This is a genomic window from Allobosea sp. BE125, from assembly GCF_031456075.1.
Taxonomy (GTDB): domain Bacteria; phylum Pseudomonadota; class Alphaproteobacteria; order Rhizobiales; family Beijerinckiaceae; genus Allobosea.
The window spans coordinates 133079-148157 of record NZ_JAVDTY010000013.1; the positions used below are offsets into that span (position 1 = coordinate 133079).

Annotated in this window: 13 protein-coding genes; 7 read left to right on the forward strand and 6 right to left on the reverse strand. The window is 65.7% G+C overall.

Going from position 1 to position 15079, the window contains the following annotated elements; all coding sequences use genetic code 11:
• Positions 1-9: 9 nt before the first annotated feature.
• The 4 genes from J2Y55_RS25055 to J2Y55_RS25070 all read right to left on the reverse strand — a co-directional run bounded on the left by J2Y55_RS25055 (position 10) and on the right by J2Y55_RS25070 (position 5542).
• A complete protein-coding gene (locus J2Y55_RS25055) occupies positions 10-909 on the reverse strand; it encodes an ABC transporter permease (protein ID WP_310158955.1) in 900 nt (299 codons plus the stop codon).
• Positions 909-1862 carry an ABC transporter permease gene (locus J2Y55_RS25060; protein WP_310158957.1) on the reverse strand — a complete coding sequence of 318 codons (954 nt, stop codon included), beginning with the start codon at positions 1860-1862 and terminating at the stop codon, positions 909-911. The genes J2Y55_RS25055 and J2Y55_RS25060 overlap by 1 nt, the downstream gene beginning before the upstream one ends.
• Positions 1863-1895: 33 nt before the next feature.
• Positions 1896-3584 carry a peptide ABC transporter substrate-binding protein gene (locus J2Y55_RS25065; RefSeq protein WP_310158959.1) on the reverse strand — a complete coding sequence of 563 codons (1689 nt, stop codon included), beginning with the start codon at positions 3582-3584 and terminating at the stop codon, positions 1896-1898.
• 281 nt (positions 3585-3865) lie between these two features.
• Positions 3866-5542, reverse strand: a complete 1677-nt coding sequence (locus J2Y55_RS25070) for a peptide ABC transporter substrate-binding protein (RefSeq protein ID WP_310158960.1) — start codon at positions 5540-5542, stop codon at positions 3866-3868.
• 262 nt (positions 5543-5804) lie between these two features.
• Between J2Y55_RS25070 and J2Y55_RS25075 the strand changes: the two genes are divergently transcribed.
• The 5 genes from J2Y55_RS25075 (at position 5805) to J2Y55_RS25095 (ending at position 11034) form a co-directional block, all read left to right on the forward strand.
• On the forward strand, positions 5805-6437 hold the full coding sequence (locus J2Y55_RS25075; RefSeq protein WP_310158961.1) for a helix-turn-helix domain-containing protein: 633 nt from the start codon (positions 5805-5807) through the stop codon (positions 6435-6437).
• 47 nt (positions 6438-6484) lie between these two features.
• Positions 6485-7813, forward strand: coding sequence for an NAD(P)/FAD-dependent oxidoreductase (locus tag J2Y55_RS25080; RefSeq protein ID WP_310158964.1), 1329 nt, complete (start codon positions 6485-6487; stop codon positions 7811-7813).
• 74 nt (positions 7814-7887) lie between these two features.
• Positions 7888-8232 carry a RidA family protein gene (locus J2Y55_RS25085; protein ID WP_069689438.1) on the forward strand — a complete coding sequence of 115 codons (345 nt, stop codon included), beginning with the start codon at positions 7888-7890 and terminating at the stop codon, positions 8230-8232.
• A gap of 32 nt (positions 8233-8264) precedes the next feature.
• The gene (locus J2Y55_RS25090; protein WP_404979033.1) at positions 8265-9620 is read left to right on the forward strand and encodes an amidase; all 1356 of its coding nucleotides are present in this window, start codon (positions 8265-8267) and stop codon (positions 9618-9620) included.
• Between the two features lie 88 nt (positions 9621-9708).
• The gene (locus tag J2Y55_RS25095; protein WP_310158968.1) at positions 9709-11034 is read left to right on the forward strand and encodes an NAD(P)/FAD-dependent oxidoreductase; all 1326 of its coding nucleotides are present in this window, start codon (positions 9709-9711) and stop codon (positions 11032-11034) included.
• A 42-nt stretch (positions 11035-11076) separates the two neighbouring features.
• On the opposite strand, the gene J2Y55_RS25100 is transcribed toward J2Y55_RS25095, so the two are convergent.
• Together J2Y55_RS25100 and argE are read right to left on the reverse strand one after the other, a co-directional pair.
• Entirely contained in the window at positions 11077-11457 is a 381-nt protein-coding gene (locus J2Y55_RS25100; protein WP_092174342.1) for a nuclear transport factor 2 family protein, read from the reverse strand.
• Positions 11458-11539: 82 nt separating this feature from the next.
• Positions 11540-12685, reverse strand: a complete 1146-nt coding sequence (gene argE, locus J2Y55_RS25105; protein ID WP_310158969.1) for an acetylornithine deacetylase — start codon at positions 12683-12685, stop codon at positions 11540-11542.
• A gap of 246 nt (positions 12686-12931) precedes the next feature.
• On the opposite strand from argE, the gene J2Y55_RS25110 reads away from it, so the two are divergent.
• Both J2Y55_RS25110 and J2Y55_RS25115 read left to right on the forward strand, forming a co-directional pair.
• Positions 12932-13600: a haloacid dehalogenase type II gene (locus J2Y55_RS25110; protein WP_310158971.1), complete on the forward strand. Its 669-nt coding sequence runs from the start codon at positions 12932-12934 to the stop codon at positions 13598-13600.
• 5 nt (positions 13601-13605) lie between these two features.
• Positions 13606-15078 (forward strand): aldehyde dehydrogenase family protein, encoded by a 1473-nt coding sequence (locus J2Y55_RS25115; protein WP_310158972.1) that lies wholly within the window; start codon positions 13606-13608, stop codon positions 15076-15078.
• Position 15079: the final 1 nt, after the last annotated feature.

Genomic DNA, 15079 nt, shown 5'->3' on the forward strand with positions numbered 1-15079 from the left:
CAGGTCGCGTCATGGCAGGTCGAGGCGCGGGTCCAGCGCATCGCGCAGGCCGTCGCCGACGAAGTTGAAGCTGGTCACGGCCAGCGTGATCGCGGCTCCCGGCAGGATCGCAAGCCAGGGCGCGCTGGTGAGGTAGCTCTGGGCACCCTCCAGCATGTTGCCCCAGCTCGGCGTCGGCGGCTGAATGCCGTAGCCGAGGAAGGAGATATAGCTCTCGGCCAGGATCGCATGGGCAACGTTCAGCGTCGCGGCCACGACGATCGGCGCGACCGCATTCGGTAGCAATTCGCGAAACATGATGCGCGCATTGCTGGAGCCCATAGAAACCGCCGCCACGGCGAAATCGCGCGTCCGCAGCGAGCGCATCTGCGCCTCGACGACGCGCGCCACCTCCATCCAGGAGGTCATCGCGATCAGCATCACGATCGAGGGAACCGAGGGCGAGATCAGCGCCGAGATGGCCAGCAGCAGGAAGATCGAGGGAAAGCACAGCATCGCATCGACGAAGCGCATCAGCGTGGCGCCGATCACGCCTTCATAGAAGCCCGCGACCATGCCGACGCAGATGCCGATCGCCATGCTGATCACCATCGCGGAGAAGCCTACCGCCAGCGAGATGCGTCCCGCCATCAGCAGGCGCGCGAGGATGTCGCGCCCCAGCGGGTCGGTACCCAGCACATGCGGCCCGGAGAAGGGCGGAGCAAAGCGCTGGCGGATGTCGATGAAGGTGTCGTTATAGGGCAGCAGCAGCGGCCCGACGATGCAGGCGAGCGTCATCAGGACGATCGCCGTCGCGCCGAAGACCGCGAGCTTGTGGCGGCGGAAACGGCGGAAGCCCGGGCTGTTCCAGAAGCTCGGCGGCGGGGCCAGGCTGGGCTCGGCGGTGCTGATCAGTTCGGTGCCGCTCATCAGCCATTCCTCGCAATACGGGGATCGGCAATGCCGTAGAGCAGATCCGCGATCAGGCTGCCGAGCAGGACGAGCACGGCGGTGAACATCAGGATGCCCATCACGACGGGATAGTCGCGATAGCTGATCGAATCGAGGAAGAGCCGGCCCATGCCGGGCCAGGTGAAGACGGTCTCCGTCACCAGCGCCCCGCTGAGCAGTGTCGGCACGTGCAGGCCGGTGATGGTAATCATCGGCAGGAGCGCGTTGCGGAAGGCGTGGCGCAGCAGGACGCTGCGTTCAGGCAATCCCTTGGCGCGGGCGGTGCGGATATAGTCCTGGTTGACCACCTCCAGCATGGAGGAGCGCATATAGCGGCTCCAGACCGCGGTCGAGACCAGGGCCAGCACGATGCACGGTCCGATCAGGTGGTGCAGCTGGTTGAGCAAGGAGCCGTCGCCGATGGTGTAGCGATTGCCTGAAGGCAGCCAGCCGAGCCCGACCGAGAAGACATAGATCACGACCAGGCCGAACCAGAAGGTCGGGATGGAGAGCGCGATCATCGCGCCGATCGTCGCCAGGCTATCGAACAGCGAATAGCGCTTGATCGCGCCCAGAATGCCGATCCAGGCGCCGAGCAGCATGGCGAGCAGCGTCGAGGTCAGCATCAATTCCAGCGTCGCCCCGATATGGGAGGCGATGATGTGGAGCACAGGCTGCTGGTCGCGATAGGACAGGCCCCAATCGCCGCGCAGCATGCGCCAGAGCCATTCGACATACTGCACCGGCAAAGGCCGGTTGAGGCCGAGCTGCTCGGCGATGCGGTCGAGATCGGCCTGGGTCATCTCGCCGCTCGCCGCGAATTGCGAGAGCGGCCCGCCCGGGGCCAGATGCAGGATGGCGAAGCCGATCATCGAGACGATGAGCAGCAGGACCAGCGCCTGCATCAGCCTTTGCACGAGAAATGTGCTCATGATGCATGGTTCCGGGCGGAGCGCGTCATGGTCTCAGCGCGCCCAGTACCAGCTGCCCATGTTCCAGGTGTTCTGGCGGGCATTGATGTTGGGCTCGTAGCCGACGAGACCTTCCTTGTAGCCCTCGATCGGAGCGTACTGGAAGATCGGCAGGATCGGCAGCTCCTCGCGGGCGATCTCCTGCAGCTTCCAGTAGATCTCCTTGCGCTTGGCCTGGTCGAAGGTCTCCTGGCCGGCCTTGAGCAGCTTGTCGACCTCGGCGTTCTGCCATTGCATCTGGTTGGCGCCGCTGCCGTTCTTGGCCGGGATCGCATCAGACGCGAAGCGTGAAGCCGGATCGGGATCGATCACGGTGCGGAAGGCGGTGCCCACGAGCAGCGACTGGAATTTCGAGCGGGTGTAGAAATCGCCCCAGATCACGGCCGCCGGCATGTTGCTGATCGTCATCTTGACGCCGACCTGCTGCCAGTCCTGCATCATCAATTGCTGGCACTGCTCGCGCAGTGCGGCGCCCGTCGTGGTCGAGACCGCAAATTCGAGCGGCACATTGTTCTTCATCCGCACGCCCGAGCCCGAGCGCTTCCAGCCGGCCTCGTCGAGAATCTTGTTGGCCTTGGCGAGATCGTATTGCTGCTTGGGCAGGTTGGGGTTGTAGGCCCAGGATTCCTGCGGCGCGAAGGACTCGGTCGGCTTGTGGGTGCCGTAGTAGATAATGTCGATGATCGCCTGCTTGTTGATCGAGGCGTAGAGCGCCTGGCGCACCGCCTTCTCGGCCAGGACCGGGTTCTCGAGGTTCGGCATCAGGATCTCGAGCGAGGCGTTCGGGATCATCACGACCTTGCGGCCCGGCAGCTTCTTGGCTTCCTCGTAGAAATTCGCGGGGATGCCGGTGCCGATGATCAGATCGACCTGGCCGGTGCGGAACTGGGCGTAGAGCGCGGTCTGGTCGGGCACGTATTTGAGGACGGCCTTCTCCAGATAAGGCCCCTTCCCATGGTACTTCTCATTGGCGACGAGGGTGATGTTGTCGCCCGGCTGGCGCGTGCCCCATTTGAACGGGCCGGTGCCGACAGGCGCGCCGTTGAAGGGGGCGGTGTTGGGGTCGCTCGCCTTCTCCAGCAAATGCTTGGGCACGATGAACGTGTTGGAGAGCAGCGCGAGATAAGGCGCATAGGCCTTCTCCATGCGCCAGGTGATCTCCAGGGGCCCGGTGACCTTGATGTCCTTGACCAGAGCGTGGCCGACGCGGGTGCGGCTCTTGAAACCCGGCGCGTTGATGAGTTCGAGCGTATACTTCACGTCCTCGGCGGTGAAGGGCGTGCCGTCATGCCAGGTGACGCCCGGGCGCAGCTTGACCTTCCAGACCAGACCGCCTTCCGAGATGCCGCCATTCGCCTCGCTGGGGATCTCGGCCGCAAGGTCGGGCATCAGATTGCCCTGCGGATCGGCCAGCCACATCGTGTTGAAGACCTGCATCCAGACGGTCTCGTCGACCTCGATGCCGGGCATCAGCGGGTTGAAGGCGGTCGGCTCCTGCGACAGGCCGACGACGACCTGGCCGGTCGGCTTGGCCGGCGGCGGTGGAGCGGCCTTGGTCTGGGCGCGGGCACTGAGACCGGAGGCGGCAAGGAGACCGCCTGCGCCGAGCGCGAGAACCTCGCGACGATGCAAGGCAGGCATCGGGAAGGTCGATTTGGTCGTCTCGTCGGAATGCTTGGTCATCGAGAAACCCCTCTGTTCTTTGTTTTGCGGAAGGCAATCCGAACCGGCGCGACGCGCGCCCCGGCCCGATCCAGCACTTGGCCAAGCGCTCCCGCTTCGCCTGGCGGGTCGCTCATGGCCGGTCGATCTTGCAACCTTCCCCCTAGGTTAGGCTTGCGGCGCCCTCATTCGGATACCGATCGCGGCCACAGGCCGGATAGAATCTGCCGATTCGACCGCCATTGACGGCATAGGCTTCTGCGCCGGCTCGGCTTCTCGCCGGAGCCATTCCCGGCACGGTCTCAAGCCCAGTACCAACTGCCGGCGTTCCAGGCGTTTGAGAGCGCGTTGACGTTGTTGGCGAAGCCGATGAGCCCGACCTTGGTTCCCTCGACCTGCACAGATTGGAAGATCGGCAGCATCGGCAGATCGTCGAGGATCAGCGCCTGTGCCTCCCGATAAATCTCGGCCCGCTGGGCCATGTCGGTCATGGCGATGCCTTTCGCCAGCAAGCCGTCGACCTTGGGGTTCTCGTACTGGCTGACATTGGAGCCCGTACCGGCTTTGAGCGGGATCGACTTGCCGCCGAAGCGGTGCATCACGTCGGGATCGGAGGCGACCGTATAGGTCGTATTGGTCATCAGGCTGTCGAACTGGGACTCCGCCCAGAACTTCGCCCAGAGCACCGCGGCCGGCAGATTCTTGATGGTCATCTCGGCGCCGATTTGGGCCCAGTCCTGCACCAGCAGCTGCTGGGCCTGCTCACGCGTCGGATTCCCGGTCGTGGTCGAGTTGGTGAAGGCGAGACGCACGCCGTCCTTCACGCGCACGCCGTCGGGGCCGGGCTTCCAGCCGGCCGCGTCGAGAATGGCCCTGGCCTTGGCCGGATCATGGACATGGCGCGCAAGCGCATCGTTAAAGGCCCAGCTCTGCGGCGGCATGAAGCTCGAAGCCGGAAGGGGCAGCCCGTAATAAAGCGCCTCGACGATCGCCTTCTTGTCCATGGCGAGATAGAGCGCCTGCCGGACCGCCTTCTCCTTCAGGGCGGGATGGGCGAGATTGAGCGTGAGGTTCTCGACGGAAGCCCGTGGGCAAAGATGCACGACGACGTTCTTGAGCGTCTTCGCCTCGGCGTAGTGGTTCGGCGGAATGCCCTGGAGGCCGATATAGTCGACCTCACCGGTACGGAACTGCGTGTACATCGCGTTGAGGTCGGGCACATAACGGAAAACCAGCCGTTCCAGATAAGGCCCTTCGCCGAAATAGGCCGTATTGGCCGCGAGCAGAACATGGCTGCCGGTCCTGCGCTCGACGAATTTGAACGGGCCCGTACCGACGGGGTTGGCCTGGAAGGGCGTCGCATTCGGATCGGCCGCACCATCGAGCAGATGCCTGGGCACGATGAAGGTCCAGGCAAGGAAGGACAGGAACGGCGCAAAGGGCTCCTTCATCCGCCAGCTGATCGTATTGCCTTCCGTCTTGACGTCCTCAAGGAGACTGAAGCCGGAGCGGCTGCGCGTACGGAACTGCGGATTCCGGATGAGATCGAAGGTGAACCGGACATCCTCGGCCGAGAAATCCCGGCCGTCATGCCATTTGACACCCTCGCGCAGGGTCACCCTCCAGACCAATCCGTCGGCGGAAATCCCACCATTGGCCACGGTCGGCACGTCCTTGGCCAATACGGGGACGAATTTGCCAGCCTGATCCAGCGCCCATAGCGGGCTGAACAGGTTCCACCAGACGCCCTGATCGACCTCGTTCGCCGGCATCAGCGGATGCAGGACAGTGATCTCCTGCGAATAGCCGATGACCGCCTGTCCCTTTGGCGCGGATGGCGGCCCCTTCGGCTTCGGCGCCGGCTGTGCCTGGAGTTGCGAGCCCCAGGGCGCGAGCGCCAGGACAGAGGCACCCCGCAACAGCGCGCGGCGGGAGACGGCCCCACCCCCGGTCGGCTCGGCTTCACGGCGATCTGTCATCGCATGGCCTCCTGTTGCTGCGGAAGGCAATCCGCGCATGGCCGAAATATTCATTTTATTGATTTTCGCGTCAAGCCAATTGCACGAACCGCAGATGTGGAGCGGGACGCCCGCTCCTGGCGGAAACCACCGCGCCAGTCAGCTTGAAGCATTTTGTGTATCAATACCGTTGAAAAAATGAGATTTTCGCGGCTTGAGGCGCTGCAGCCAATTGCATGGCTCAGCGCAATCCCATATGAATCTTATTCATTAAGATGGAAATATGAGCATCATGCCCGCAAATAATGCGCGCGACATCAAAGTGATCGAGGCGATGTCCCCCCCTGAGGGCGGCGCCAAGCAGATCGGCGAGAGGCTGCGCAACCTGCGCGGCGAGCGCAACCTCACCATTCTCGATCTCGCGGCCAAGGCCGGCGTCTCGGCCGGCATCATCAGCCAGATCGAACGCGGCAACTCCAACCCGTCGATGAAGACGCTGCAGCGCATAAGGGCAGCGCTCGGCGTGAATCTCTGGGAATTCCTGGAGCATCGCGAGCCGCAACCGACCGAAGACCCGCCCTTCGTGCGGCGGGGCGCACAGCGGCCGCGCATCGTCGTCGGCGAGACGCGGCTGGTGAAGGAACTGCTCTCGCCCCGCAATGACGAGAATCTGCGCTTCATGATCGTGACGCTGCCGCCGGGCGGAAACAGCGAGGACGTGCTCATCGGCACCGGGCAGAAGGGCGGCTATGTCATGTCGGGCAGCATCGAGCTGACCGTCGGCGAGCGCATGGCCAGGCTTGCCGAGGGTGACAGCTTCCAGTTCAAGAGCGATGCTCCGCACCATATCGCCAATCGCTCGGATGCGGACGCCAAACTGCTCTGGATCATGAGTGTCCTAGACACGCATCTTTAGAACCCGACCCTTCCCCCTAAATACGCCACGCCAAGGAAAGCCAGCCCATGTCGCCTCCGGTCACGCGCATTCGCAGCGATGAGACGCTGCCGAATTCAGCCGATGTCGTCGTGATCGGCGGCGGCATCGCCGGCATCACCACCGCCTATCATCTCGCTAGGAAAGGCCATTCCGTCGCGGTGGTCGAGAAGGGCTATGTCGCGGGCGAGCAATCGAGCCGGAACTGGGGCTGGTGCCGCCAGCAGAATCGCGACCTGCGCGAGTTGCCGCTGGCCCAGCGCGCCGTCGAAATGTGGAACGGGCTGAACGAAGAACTGGGCGCGGATACGGGCTTCCGGCGCACCGGGCTTGTCTATGTGACGACCAAACAATCCGATCTCGCCGCCTGGTCCAACTGGACCGACAAGGCCCGCGAGATGCAGATGCATAGCCGCGTGCTTTCCGCCGCCGAGGCCAAGGCGATGTCGCCGGGCTCGACCGAGAACTGGGTCGGCGGCATCCATTCGCCAACCGACGGCAAGGCCGAGCCGGCGCTCGCCACCCCGGCCTTCGCGGAAGCGGCCCGCAGGCTCGGCGTAACCATCCATCAGGATTGCGCGGCGCGCGGGCTCGAGACCTCGGCTGGCCGTGTCTCGGCGGTCGTCACCGAGAAGGGCACGATCCGGACCAGCACCGTGCTGGTGGCCGGCGGCGTCTGGACCTCGATGTTCTGCCGGCATCACGGCATCGCCATGCCATTGGCCGGCGTGCAGTCGACCTCGTTCTTCACCGCGCCGGCGCCCGAGGTCACCGTCGGTGGCATCTCGACGCCGGACGTCACCTTCAGGCGCCGGCTCGACGGCGGCTACACGATCGGCATCAGCGGGCGCGGGCTGCTTCGGCTCAGCCCGCAGGGGATGATGTATGCCAAGCCGTTCTGGCCCACCTTCAAGAAGCGCCACAGGCTGCTGACGATCCGCGCCGACAAGACCTTCTTTTCGGGTCCTGAGGCCCTGATGCGCTGGAACAATGACAGCATTTCGCCTTTCGAGAAGATGCGAACCTACGACCCGCCGCCGCAGGAAAAGCTGATCAGCTTCGCGCTGAAGCGCATCGGCGAGATCTACCCTCAGCTCGCCGATGTGAAGATCGCGCACAAATATGGCGGCCTGATCGACTTCACGGCCGACTGGGTGCCGGTGATCTCGGCCATCGACAAGCTGCCGGGCCTGCATGTCTCGGCCGGCTTCAGCGGCCATGGCTTCGGCGTCGGACCGGCGGCCGGCCGGCTTGCGGCCGACATCATCACGGGCGACGCGCCGATCGTCGATCCCCACCCCTATCGCTATAGCCGCCTGGTCGATGGCAGCGATCTCGGCGAACCCGGATTGATGTGAGCGGCGCCAACGGTCCCTTTTCCCCTTCGGCGCAGCTCCATCCGGACCGCGCCACAACTCGGATATCCCTCGACATGATAACCCGTCACGAGAAAAGCGCCCGGCTGAGCCGCGTCGTCGTCGCCAACGGCTTCGCCTTCCTCTCCGGCATCACGGCCAAGGATCGCAGCGGCGGCGCCAAGGAACAGACCGCCGACATCCTGGCGCAGATCGATCATTTCCTCGCGCTGGCCGGCACCAGCAAATCGAAGATCGTCACCGCCAATATCTGGCTGAAGGATATCGGCGCGTTCAATGAAATGAACGCGGCCTGGGACGAATGGGTCGATCCCGAGGCGCCTCCGGCGCGCGCCACCGTCGAGTCCCGGCTTGCGGCCGAGGCGATTCTCGTTGAAATCCAGGTTCAGGCCCTGGTCTGACGCAGATCGTGCTGCGGGTGCGGGCGAAGGAGATCGACGAGATGCGCACCCTGCAGGACACCGCCAAGGCACTGGCAAACGAGACGCTCACCGCCCGCGCCCTCGTGGAGGAATGCCTGGCGAAGATCGCCGATCCCGCTGGTGAGGGCGCACGCGCCTTCATCTGCGTCTCGGCGGACGCAGCCCGCAGCTCCGCCGACGCGCATGACGCGCTGCGGCGCGCCGGCCGCGCAGCCAGCCCCTTCGCCGGCATCCCCTTCGCGGTGAAGGATCTCTACCACGTCGCCGGCGAACGCAGCATGGCCGGCTCGCGCGCGCTCGCCGACAGCGCGCCGGCAAAAACCCACGCACCGACGATCGCGCGCATGCTGGCAGCCGGGTTCATCCCCATCGGCCGCGCGAACATGACCGAATTCGCCTATTCCGGCATCGGCGCAAACCCGCATTACGGCACGCCGCTCAGCCCCTGGGACCGCGCCTCGCGCCGCATTCCCGGCGGCAGTTCCTCCGGCTCGGCCGTGGCGGTTGCGGATGGGATGGCGACCGTCGCGCTCGGCAGCGACACTGGCGGCTCCTGCCGCATTCCAGCCGCGCTCTGCGGCATCGTCGGCTACAAGCCGACCGCGCGGCGGGTGCCGCTCGACGGCGTCATCCCGCTATCGGGCAGCCTGGATTCGCTCGGGCCGCTCGGCGCCAGCGTCGGCTGCTGCGCCATCGTCGACGGCGTGCTGGCGGGCGAGACGCCTGCCTTGCCCACAGTGCGGCCAGTATCGGGCCTGCGCCTGGCGATCCCGACCCAGATCGTGCGCGACGGCACGGATGCAGCGGTTTCCGCTGCCTTCGACAAGGCGATCGCGCGATTGAGCGGGCTCGGCGCACGCATCGTCGAAATCGATTTTGCGCCGCTCTCCGAAATCGGCCAGGCCATGGTCACGGCCAAGGGCGGTTTCGCGGCGCCCGAAGCCTTTGCCTGGCACCGTGAGTTGCTGGCGAGCAAGGGCGATCTCTATGATCCGCGCGTGAGCAGCCGGATCGCGACCGGCGCGCAGATGCTGGCCGCCGACTATGTCAATCTGGTTCAGGCCAGGCAGCGCATCATCGCCGCGATGGATGCGCAGACGGCCGAATACGACGCGCTGGTAATGCCGACCTGTCCGATCATCGCGCCGCGCCTCGACGAGTTAGTCGAGGATGCCGAGTATTTTCGGCTCAACACGCTGCTGCTGCGCAATCCCAGCCTCGGCAATTTCCTCGATCGCTGCTCGATCAGCCTGCCCTGCCACGAACCGGGACAAGCGCCGGTCGGACTGATGCTGACGGGCGAGACCGGTAGCGACCACGCCTTGTTTTCGATCGCAGCCGGGGTCGAGGCCGCCCTGCGGCATTGAGACCGACGCAGGCGCAAAGATGATCCAATGCCGGCAGCCGCTCGCGCGCTAACGTCGCGCCGAGACTGTCCCCCGGAGCCTTGGATTCATGTCACCGACGATCGAACGCATCGCCAGCGACGAGCGCCTGCCGACCGAGGTCGATGTCGTGGTCATCGGCGCCGGCATCGTCGGCAGCGCCGCAGCCTATTACCTGGCAAAGCGCGGCCATTCCGTCGCGCTACTGGAGAAGGGCGTCGTCGGCGCCGAACAATCGAGCCGCAACTGGGGCTGGTGCCGGCAGCAGAACCGCGATGCGCGCGAATTGCCGCTCGCCATGCGGGCCATGGAATTATGGGAGCGATTCAACGGCGAGATCGGCCGCGATATCGGCTTCCGCCGCACTGGGCTGGTCTATGCCAGCAACGATGCCGACCAGATCGCGCAATGGGAGAAATGGCGCGGAACGGCCCGGCAATTCGGCATCGACACGCGCATGCTGTCAGGTGCCGAGGCCAGCGCCATGACGAGCGGCACCGGCAAATCCTGGCTCGGCGGCGTGCATTCGGTCAGCGATGGCAAGGCCGAACCGGCCCTGGCTGCGCCGGTGCTCGCCCATGGTGCAAGGCTGAACGGCGCGACGATCCATCAGGATTGCGCGGCGCGCGGGCTCGACATCACCAATGGCGCCGTCACCGGCGTGATCACCGAGAAGGGATCGATCCGGACCCGCTCCGTCATCCTGTCCGGCGGCGCCTGGGCCTCGGCCTTCTGCCGCCGCCACGGCCTTCGCTTTCCCCAGGCGAGCGCCCGCCAGTCTATTCTGCGGACGGAGATCGCGCCGCAACTGCTCGATGCACTCTATACGCCCGATTGCGCGCTGACCCGCCGGCTCGACGGCAGCTATACGATCGCGATCAGCGGCAAGGCGACGCTCGATGTGACGCCGCAGGGCCTGCGCTATGCCCGCGACTTCATGCCGATGTTCGTCCGGCGCCTGAAGGCGTTGGAATTCGGAATCGGCCCCTCCTTCTTCAAGGGGCCCGAAGCCATGATGGGGAGCTGGGCCTTCGACAAGGAAACGCCGTTCGAACGCATGCGCGTGCTCGACCCCGCCCCCAGCCGCAGTGCCATCGCATTGACGATGGCGCGGGCTCGCGCGCTCTATCCCGCGCTCAAGGATGTCGGCGTCCGCGAGAGCTGGAGCGGTTATGTCGATTCGACGCCCGACGCCGTGCCGGTGATCTCGCCCGTCGCCGGGCTGAAGGGCTTTGTGCTCGCGGCCGGCTGCAGCGGACATGGCTTCGGACTCGGGCCCGGCATCGGCCATCTCGCCGCCGACCTCGCAGTCGGAGACACGCCGATCGTCGATCCCAGCCCCTTCCGGCATTCACGCTTGATCGACGGTTCCAAGGGCGAGATCGGCGAATTCTAGAGCCCGCCGTCTATGCTCGGTTCCGAGGCCGGGCAGTATTGCCTAGCCCGGCTCAACCACGCGCCAGGCCGTGGCCGTGTCATAGAAGAAGCGCTCCTCGGCGATGCGGTCGCCGCGCCAGCGCTGGATCGCGAGTTCCTCGAGCCGCCGGGTGACCCCGCTCTGGTCGGTCGCGTCGAACACCCAATTGATCACCACCCTGTCGCCATCGACGAGGACGGCGCGGGCGGGGTGGGTGTGCATTCGCTGCAATCGAGCCAAGGCCTTGGCCTCATGGGCCATCAGAACGTCTCGTCCCCGGCGCGGCTCGGTTGCGTTCTCCTGCATGGAAGCGTCCTCGCAGTAGAAATCCCGGATGGCGCCGACATGATCTCCGCTGACAACTGCGGCGACGAAGGCCTCGACACGCTTGCGATCAGGCATGCGCTGCTCCCTGCTGATGTTTTACCCAGCAGCCTTCTACTCCGATTTCGCCAGGCGGCATCGCTTGAAAGCGCGGGGTCGGTCAGGCAGCCAGCGTATCGGCAAGCCGTGAGATCATCGCCATCGCACCCGCGAGTTCGCCGTCGGTGATGTATTCCTCCGGCTTGTGGGCGCGGTTGACGTCGCCCGGCCCGCACACGATCGCAGCGATGCCCGCCGCCTGATAGAGCCCAGCCTCGGTGCCGAAGCTGACCGCCTGCTGGCGCGGCATCCCTGACGCCGCCTCGCTCAGCGCCACGAGAGGATCGGCCTCGTCGAGATCGAGCGGCGGGTAGTCGCTCATCGTCTCGAAGCCGAAGGCGACGCGATGGCCGGTCTGCTCGGCTAGCTCACGGATGCGCTCGGCCTCCCCCGGCAGGAAAGCCAGCAGGCTGGCCGGCTCCTGGCCGGCGATGGCGCGCGCCTCGATCTCGAAGACGCATTGCGCCGGTACGATATTGATCCCGGTGCCGCCATGGATGGTGCCGACCTGGATCGTCGAATAGGGCGGCGCAAAGGCGGGCGCGAACGGACCTGCCACGGCGTGCCGCAGCGCCTCGTCCTGCACGGCCGCGATCAATTGCGCTGCGTAATGGATCGCGTTGTCGCCGAGGTCGGGGCGGGAGGAGTGCCCGGCCTTGCCGTCGACCGTGACGCGCTGGGCGATCTTGCCCTTATGCCGCAACACCGGATGCAAGCCGCTCGGCTCGCCGACGATGCAGCCCACCGGCTGCGGGCAGAGCTCCGGCAGCCGCGCGATGAGATGACGCACGCCGACGCAGCCGACCTCCTCGTCATAGGACAAGGCGATATGGACCGGGCGCGCCAGCTTGCGCGAGACGAGATCAGGGACGCTCGCCAGCACGCAGGCGACGAAGCCCTTCATGTCCACGGCGCCGCGCCCGATCAAGCGCTCGCCATCGCGCCGCAGGCTGAAGGGATCGCCGAGCCAACCCTCGGGAGCCGCCGGCACGACGTCGAGATGCGCCGACAGGATGATGCCGCCGGGACCGCGCGGCCCGATCGTGGCGAAGAGGTTCGAGCGGTCTCCCTCCGGCCCGGGCAGGACCACGCTCTCGACGCCGTAGCCGGCAAGAAAACCGCGGACATGCTCGACGATCGCGCCGTTCGGCGTGCGGCAGATCGACGGAAAGGCCACGAGATCGGCCAGCACGGTTTCGACAGTCATTGGTATCCGCCATCAGGTCATATGCGCTCGGTCGAGCAGCGATGGCAGGAGCCTAACAGAGCCCGTCGGCTTGACCTCGCATCCTTTCGCCTGCTGCGGCAATCCATGCCGAAGCGGGCCATCTGATCGGCAGAATCTTCGTTGGGCCGGACGCAATTCCACCTCCATGCCTGCGCATGCGCCCTAGTCTTGGGTGCAACGTGGCGGATTGGGCCGTCGCGGCCACATCCGAAGACGAGAGACGCAATGAGCACCGCTCGGCCGAAATTCATCACCTTCGACTGCTACGGCACGCTGATCGATTTCCAGATGGGGCCGGCCGCGCGGCGGGTCTACAGCTCCAGGCTGACGCCCGAAGTGATGGACGGGTTCTACGAGAGTTTCCGAGGCTATCGTCTCGACGAGATCCTGGGCGCCTGGAAGCCGTTCGACGAAGTCGTCCACAATGCGGTCGAGCGCAGCTGCAAAGCCTGGAACGTGCCGTTCGACCCAGCCGATGCCCAGCGGATCTATGACGAGATTCCGAGCTGGATTCCGCATCCCGACGTGCCCGCGGGCCTCGCCAAGGTCGCCAAGGAAATCCCGCTCGTCGTCCTCTCGAATTCGATGACGGACCTTATCCCTTATTCCATGGCCAAGCTCGGCGCGCCCTTCCATGCCGCCTATACGGCGCAGGAGGCGCAAGCCTACAAGCCGCTGCAGCGGGCTTTCGAATACATGTTCGACATGCTGGGCTGCGGCCCGGCCGACGTCATGCATTGCTCGTCGAGCCTGCGCTACGACCTGATGACCGCCTATGACATGAAGATCGGCCAGCGGGTCTTCGTGAATCGCGGCCATGAGCCGGGCATCGATTTCTACGGCTATCGCGAGATCAAGAGCATCGAGCAGCTCCCCGGCCTGCTCGGGCTTTGACGCGCATGCGCGATTTCAATCCCGACAGCGTCGCCTTCGCCAGGGGCCATTTCATCGCCGGCGCCGTCGTCGATGAGCCCGGCGAGCGATTGACCGTCGCAAGACCGTCCGACGCGGCAGATTATGCGGAATTGCCGATCGCGTCGGTCGAGACGGTCGATCGCGCGGTCAAGGACGCGACCGAGGCGGTGAAGCGCAGCGGCTGGGCGACGCGGCCGCCGCGCGAGCGGGCGCGCGCCATGCAGCGCTGGGCCGAATTGATCGAGGCGAAGGCCGAGGAGTTGGGGCAGCTGGAGGCGCTGGGCTCGACCCGCCCGATCGCCCAGGCCGTGACCGGCGACGTGATGGGCACGGCGGAAGGCATCCGCTTCTTCTCCGAATATGCCGACAAGCTCGGCGGCGAGGTCGCGGCGACACGAACCGACCATTTCGGCATGATCGTTTCCGAGCCCTATGGCGTCGTCGGCGCGATCACGCCGTGGAATTTCCCGCTCAGCATGGCGTCCTGGAAGGTCGGCCCGGCACTCGCGGCGGGCAACGCGATCGTGCTGAAGCCCTCCGAGCTGACGCCGTTCTCGACCGTGCGGCTGGCGCAGCTCGCCATCGAGGCCGGTATTCCTCCCGGCATCTTCAATGTCGTGCAGGGCACGGGGGCGGTCACCGGTGATGCGCTGAGCCGCCATCCCGGCATCGCAAAACTCTCCTTCACCGGTTCGACCCGCACCGGCATCGCGATCATGAAGGCCGCGGCCGAAAGCGGCATCAAGCCGGTGACGCTGGAGCTTGGCGGCAAGAGCCCGCAACTGGTCTTCGCCGATGCCGATCTCGACAAGGCGGCCGACTGCATAGCCGGCTCATTGCTTGCCAATGCCGGACAGGCCTGCGTCGCCGGTTCGCGCCTGATCGTGCAACGGCAGGTCGCTGACGCGCTGGTGGCGGCGTTGAAAAGCCGGCTCGCCCGCGTGGCGCCCGGCCCGACCTGGAAATCCTCGACCGGCTACGCGCCGATCATCTCGGAATTGCAGGCGCGCCGGATCGACACCATCCTGGCGCGCAGCCGCGAGCAAGGCGCCGAGCTGCTGCTGGGCGGCAGCCGGATCGAGGGGCATGGCGGCGCGTTCTACCAGCCGACCCTGCTCGCGGGCGTCACGACCGAGAATGCCGCCGTGCGAGAGGAAATCTTCGGCCCGGTGCTCACCATCCAGAGCTTCGAGACGGAGGAAGAGGGTTTCGCGCTCGCCGACCATCCCGAATACGGGCTGGCGGCCGGCGTCTATACCGCCGATCTCGGCCGGGGCCTGCGGGCCGTGCGCCAGCTCAAGGCCGGCACGGTCTGGATCAACCGCTATAGCCGCACGCTCGACTTCATCCTGCCGACCGGCGGCTACAAAAGCTCCGGCATCGGCAAGGATCTCGGCCGACAGGCTGTCGAGGCCAATCTGCGGCACAAGACGGTGCTGATCGATATCGGGGTGTGAG

Bases quoted from the DNA above. Each gene is read 5' to 3' on its own strand.
- J2Y55_RS25055 (WP_310158955.1), bottom strand. From the start codon at position 909: ATGAGCGGCACCGAACTGATCAGCACCGCCGAGCCCAGCCTGGCCCCG.
- J2Y55_RS25060 (WP_310158957.1), bottom strand. From the start codon at position 1,862: ATGAGCACATTTCTCGTGCAAAGGCTGATGCAGGCGCTGGTCCTGCTG.
- J2Y55_RS25065 (WP_310158959.1), bottom strand. From the start codon at position 3,584: ATGACCAAGCATTCCGACGAGACGACCAAATCGACCTTCCCGATGCCT.
- J2Y55_RS25070 (WP_310158960.1), bottom strand. From the start codon at position 5,542: ATGACAGATCGCCGTGAAGCCGAGCCGACCGGGGGTGGGGCCGTCTCC.
- J2Y55_RS25075 (WP_310158961.1), top strand. From the start codon at position 5,805: ATGAGCATCATGCCCGCAAATAATGCGCGCGACATCAAAGTGATCGAG.
- J2Y55_RS25080 (WP_310158964.1), top strand. From the start codon at position 6,485: ATGTCGCCTCCGGTCACGCGCATTCGCAGCGATGAGACGCTGCCGAAT.
- J2Y55_RS25085 (WP_069689438.1), top strand. From the start codon at position 7,888: ATGATAACCCGTCACGAGAAAAGCGCCCGGCTGAGCCGCGTCGTCGTC.
- J2Y55_RS25095 (WP_310158968.1), top strand. From the start codon at position 9,709: ATGTCACCGACGATCGAACGCATCGCCAGCGACGAGCGCCTGCCGACC.
- J2Y55_RS25100 (WP_092174342.1), bottom strand. From the start codon at position 11,457: ATGCCTGATCGCAAGCGTGTCGAGGCCTTCGTCGCCGCAGTTGTCAGC.
- argE (WP_310158969.1), bottom strand. From the start codon at position 12,685: ATGACTGTCGAAACCGTGCTGGCCGATCTCGTGGCCTTTCCGTCGATC.
- J2Y55_RS25110 (WP_310158971.1), top strand. From the start codon at position 12,932: ATGAGCACCGCTCGGCCGAAATTCATCACCTTCGACTGCTACGGCACG.
- J2Y55_RS25115 (WP_310158972.1), top strand. From the start codon at position 13,606: ATGCGCGATTTCAATCCCGACAGCGTCGCCTTCGCCAGGGGCCATTTC.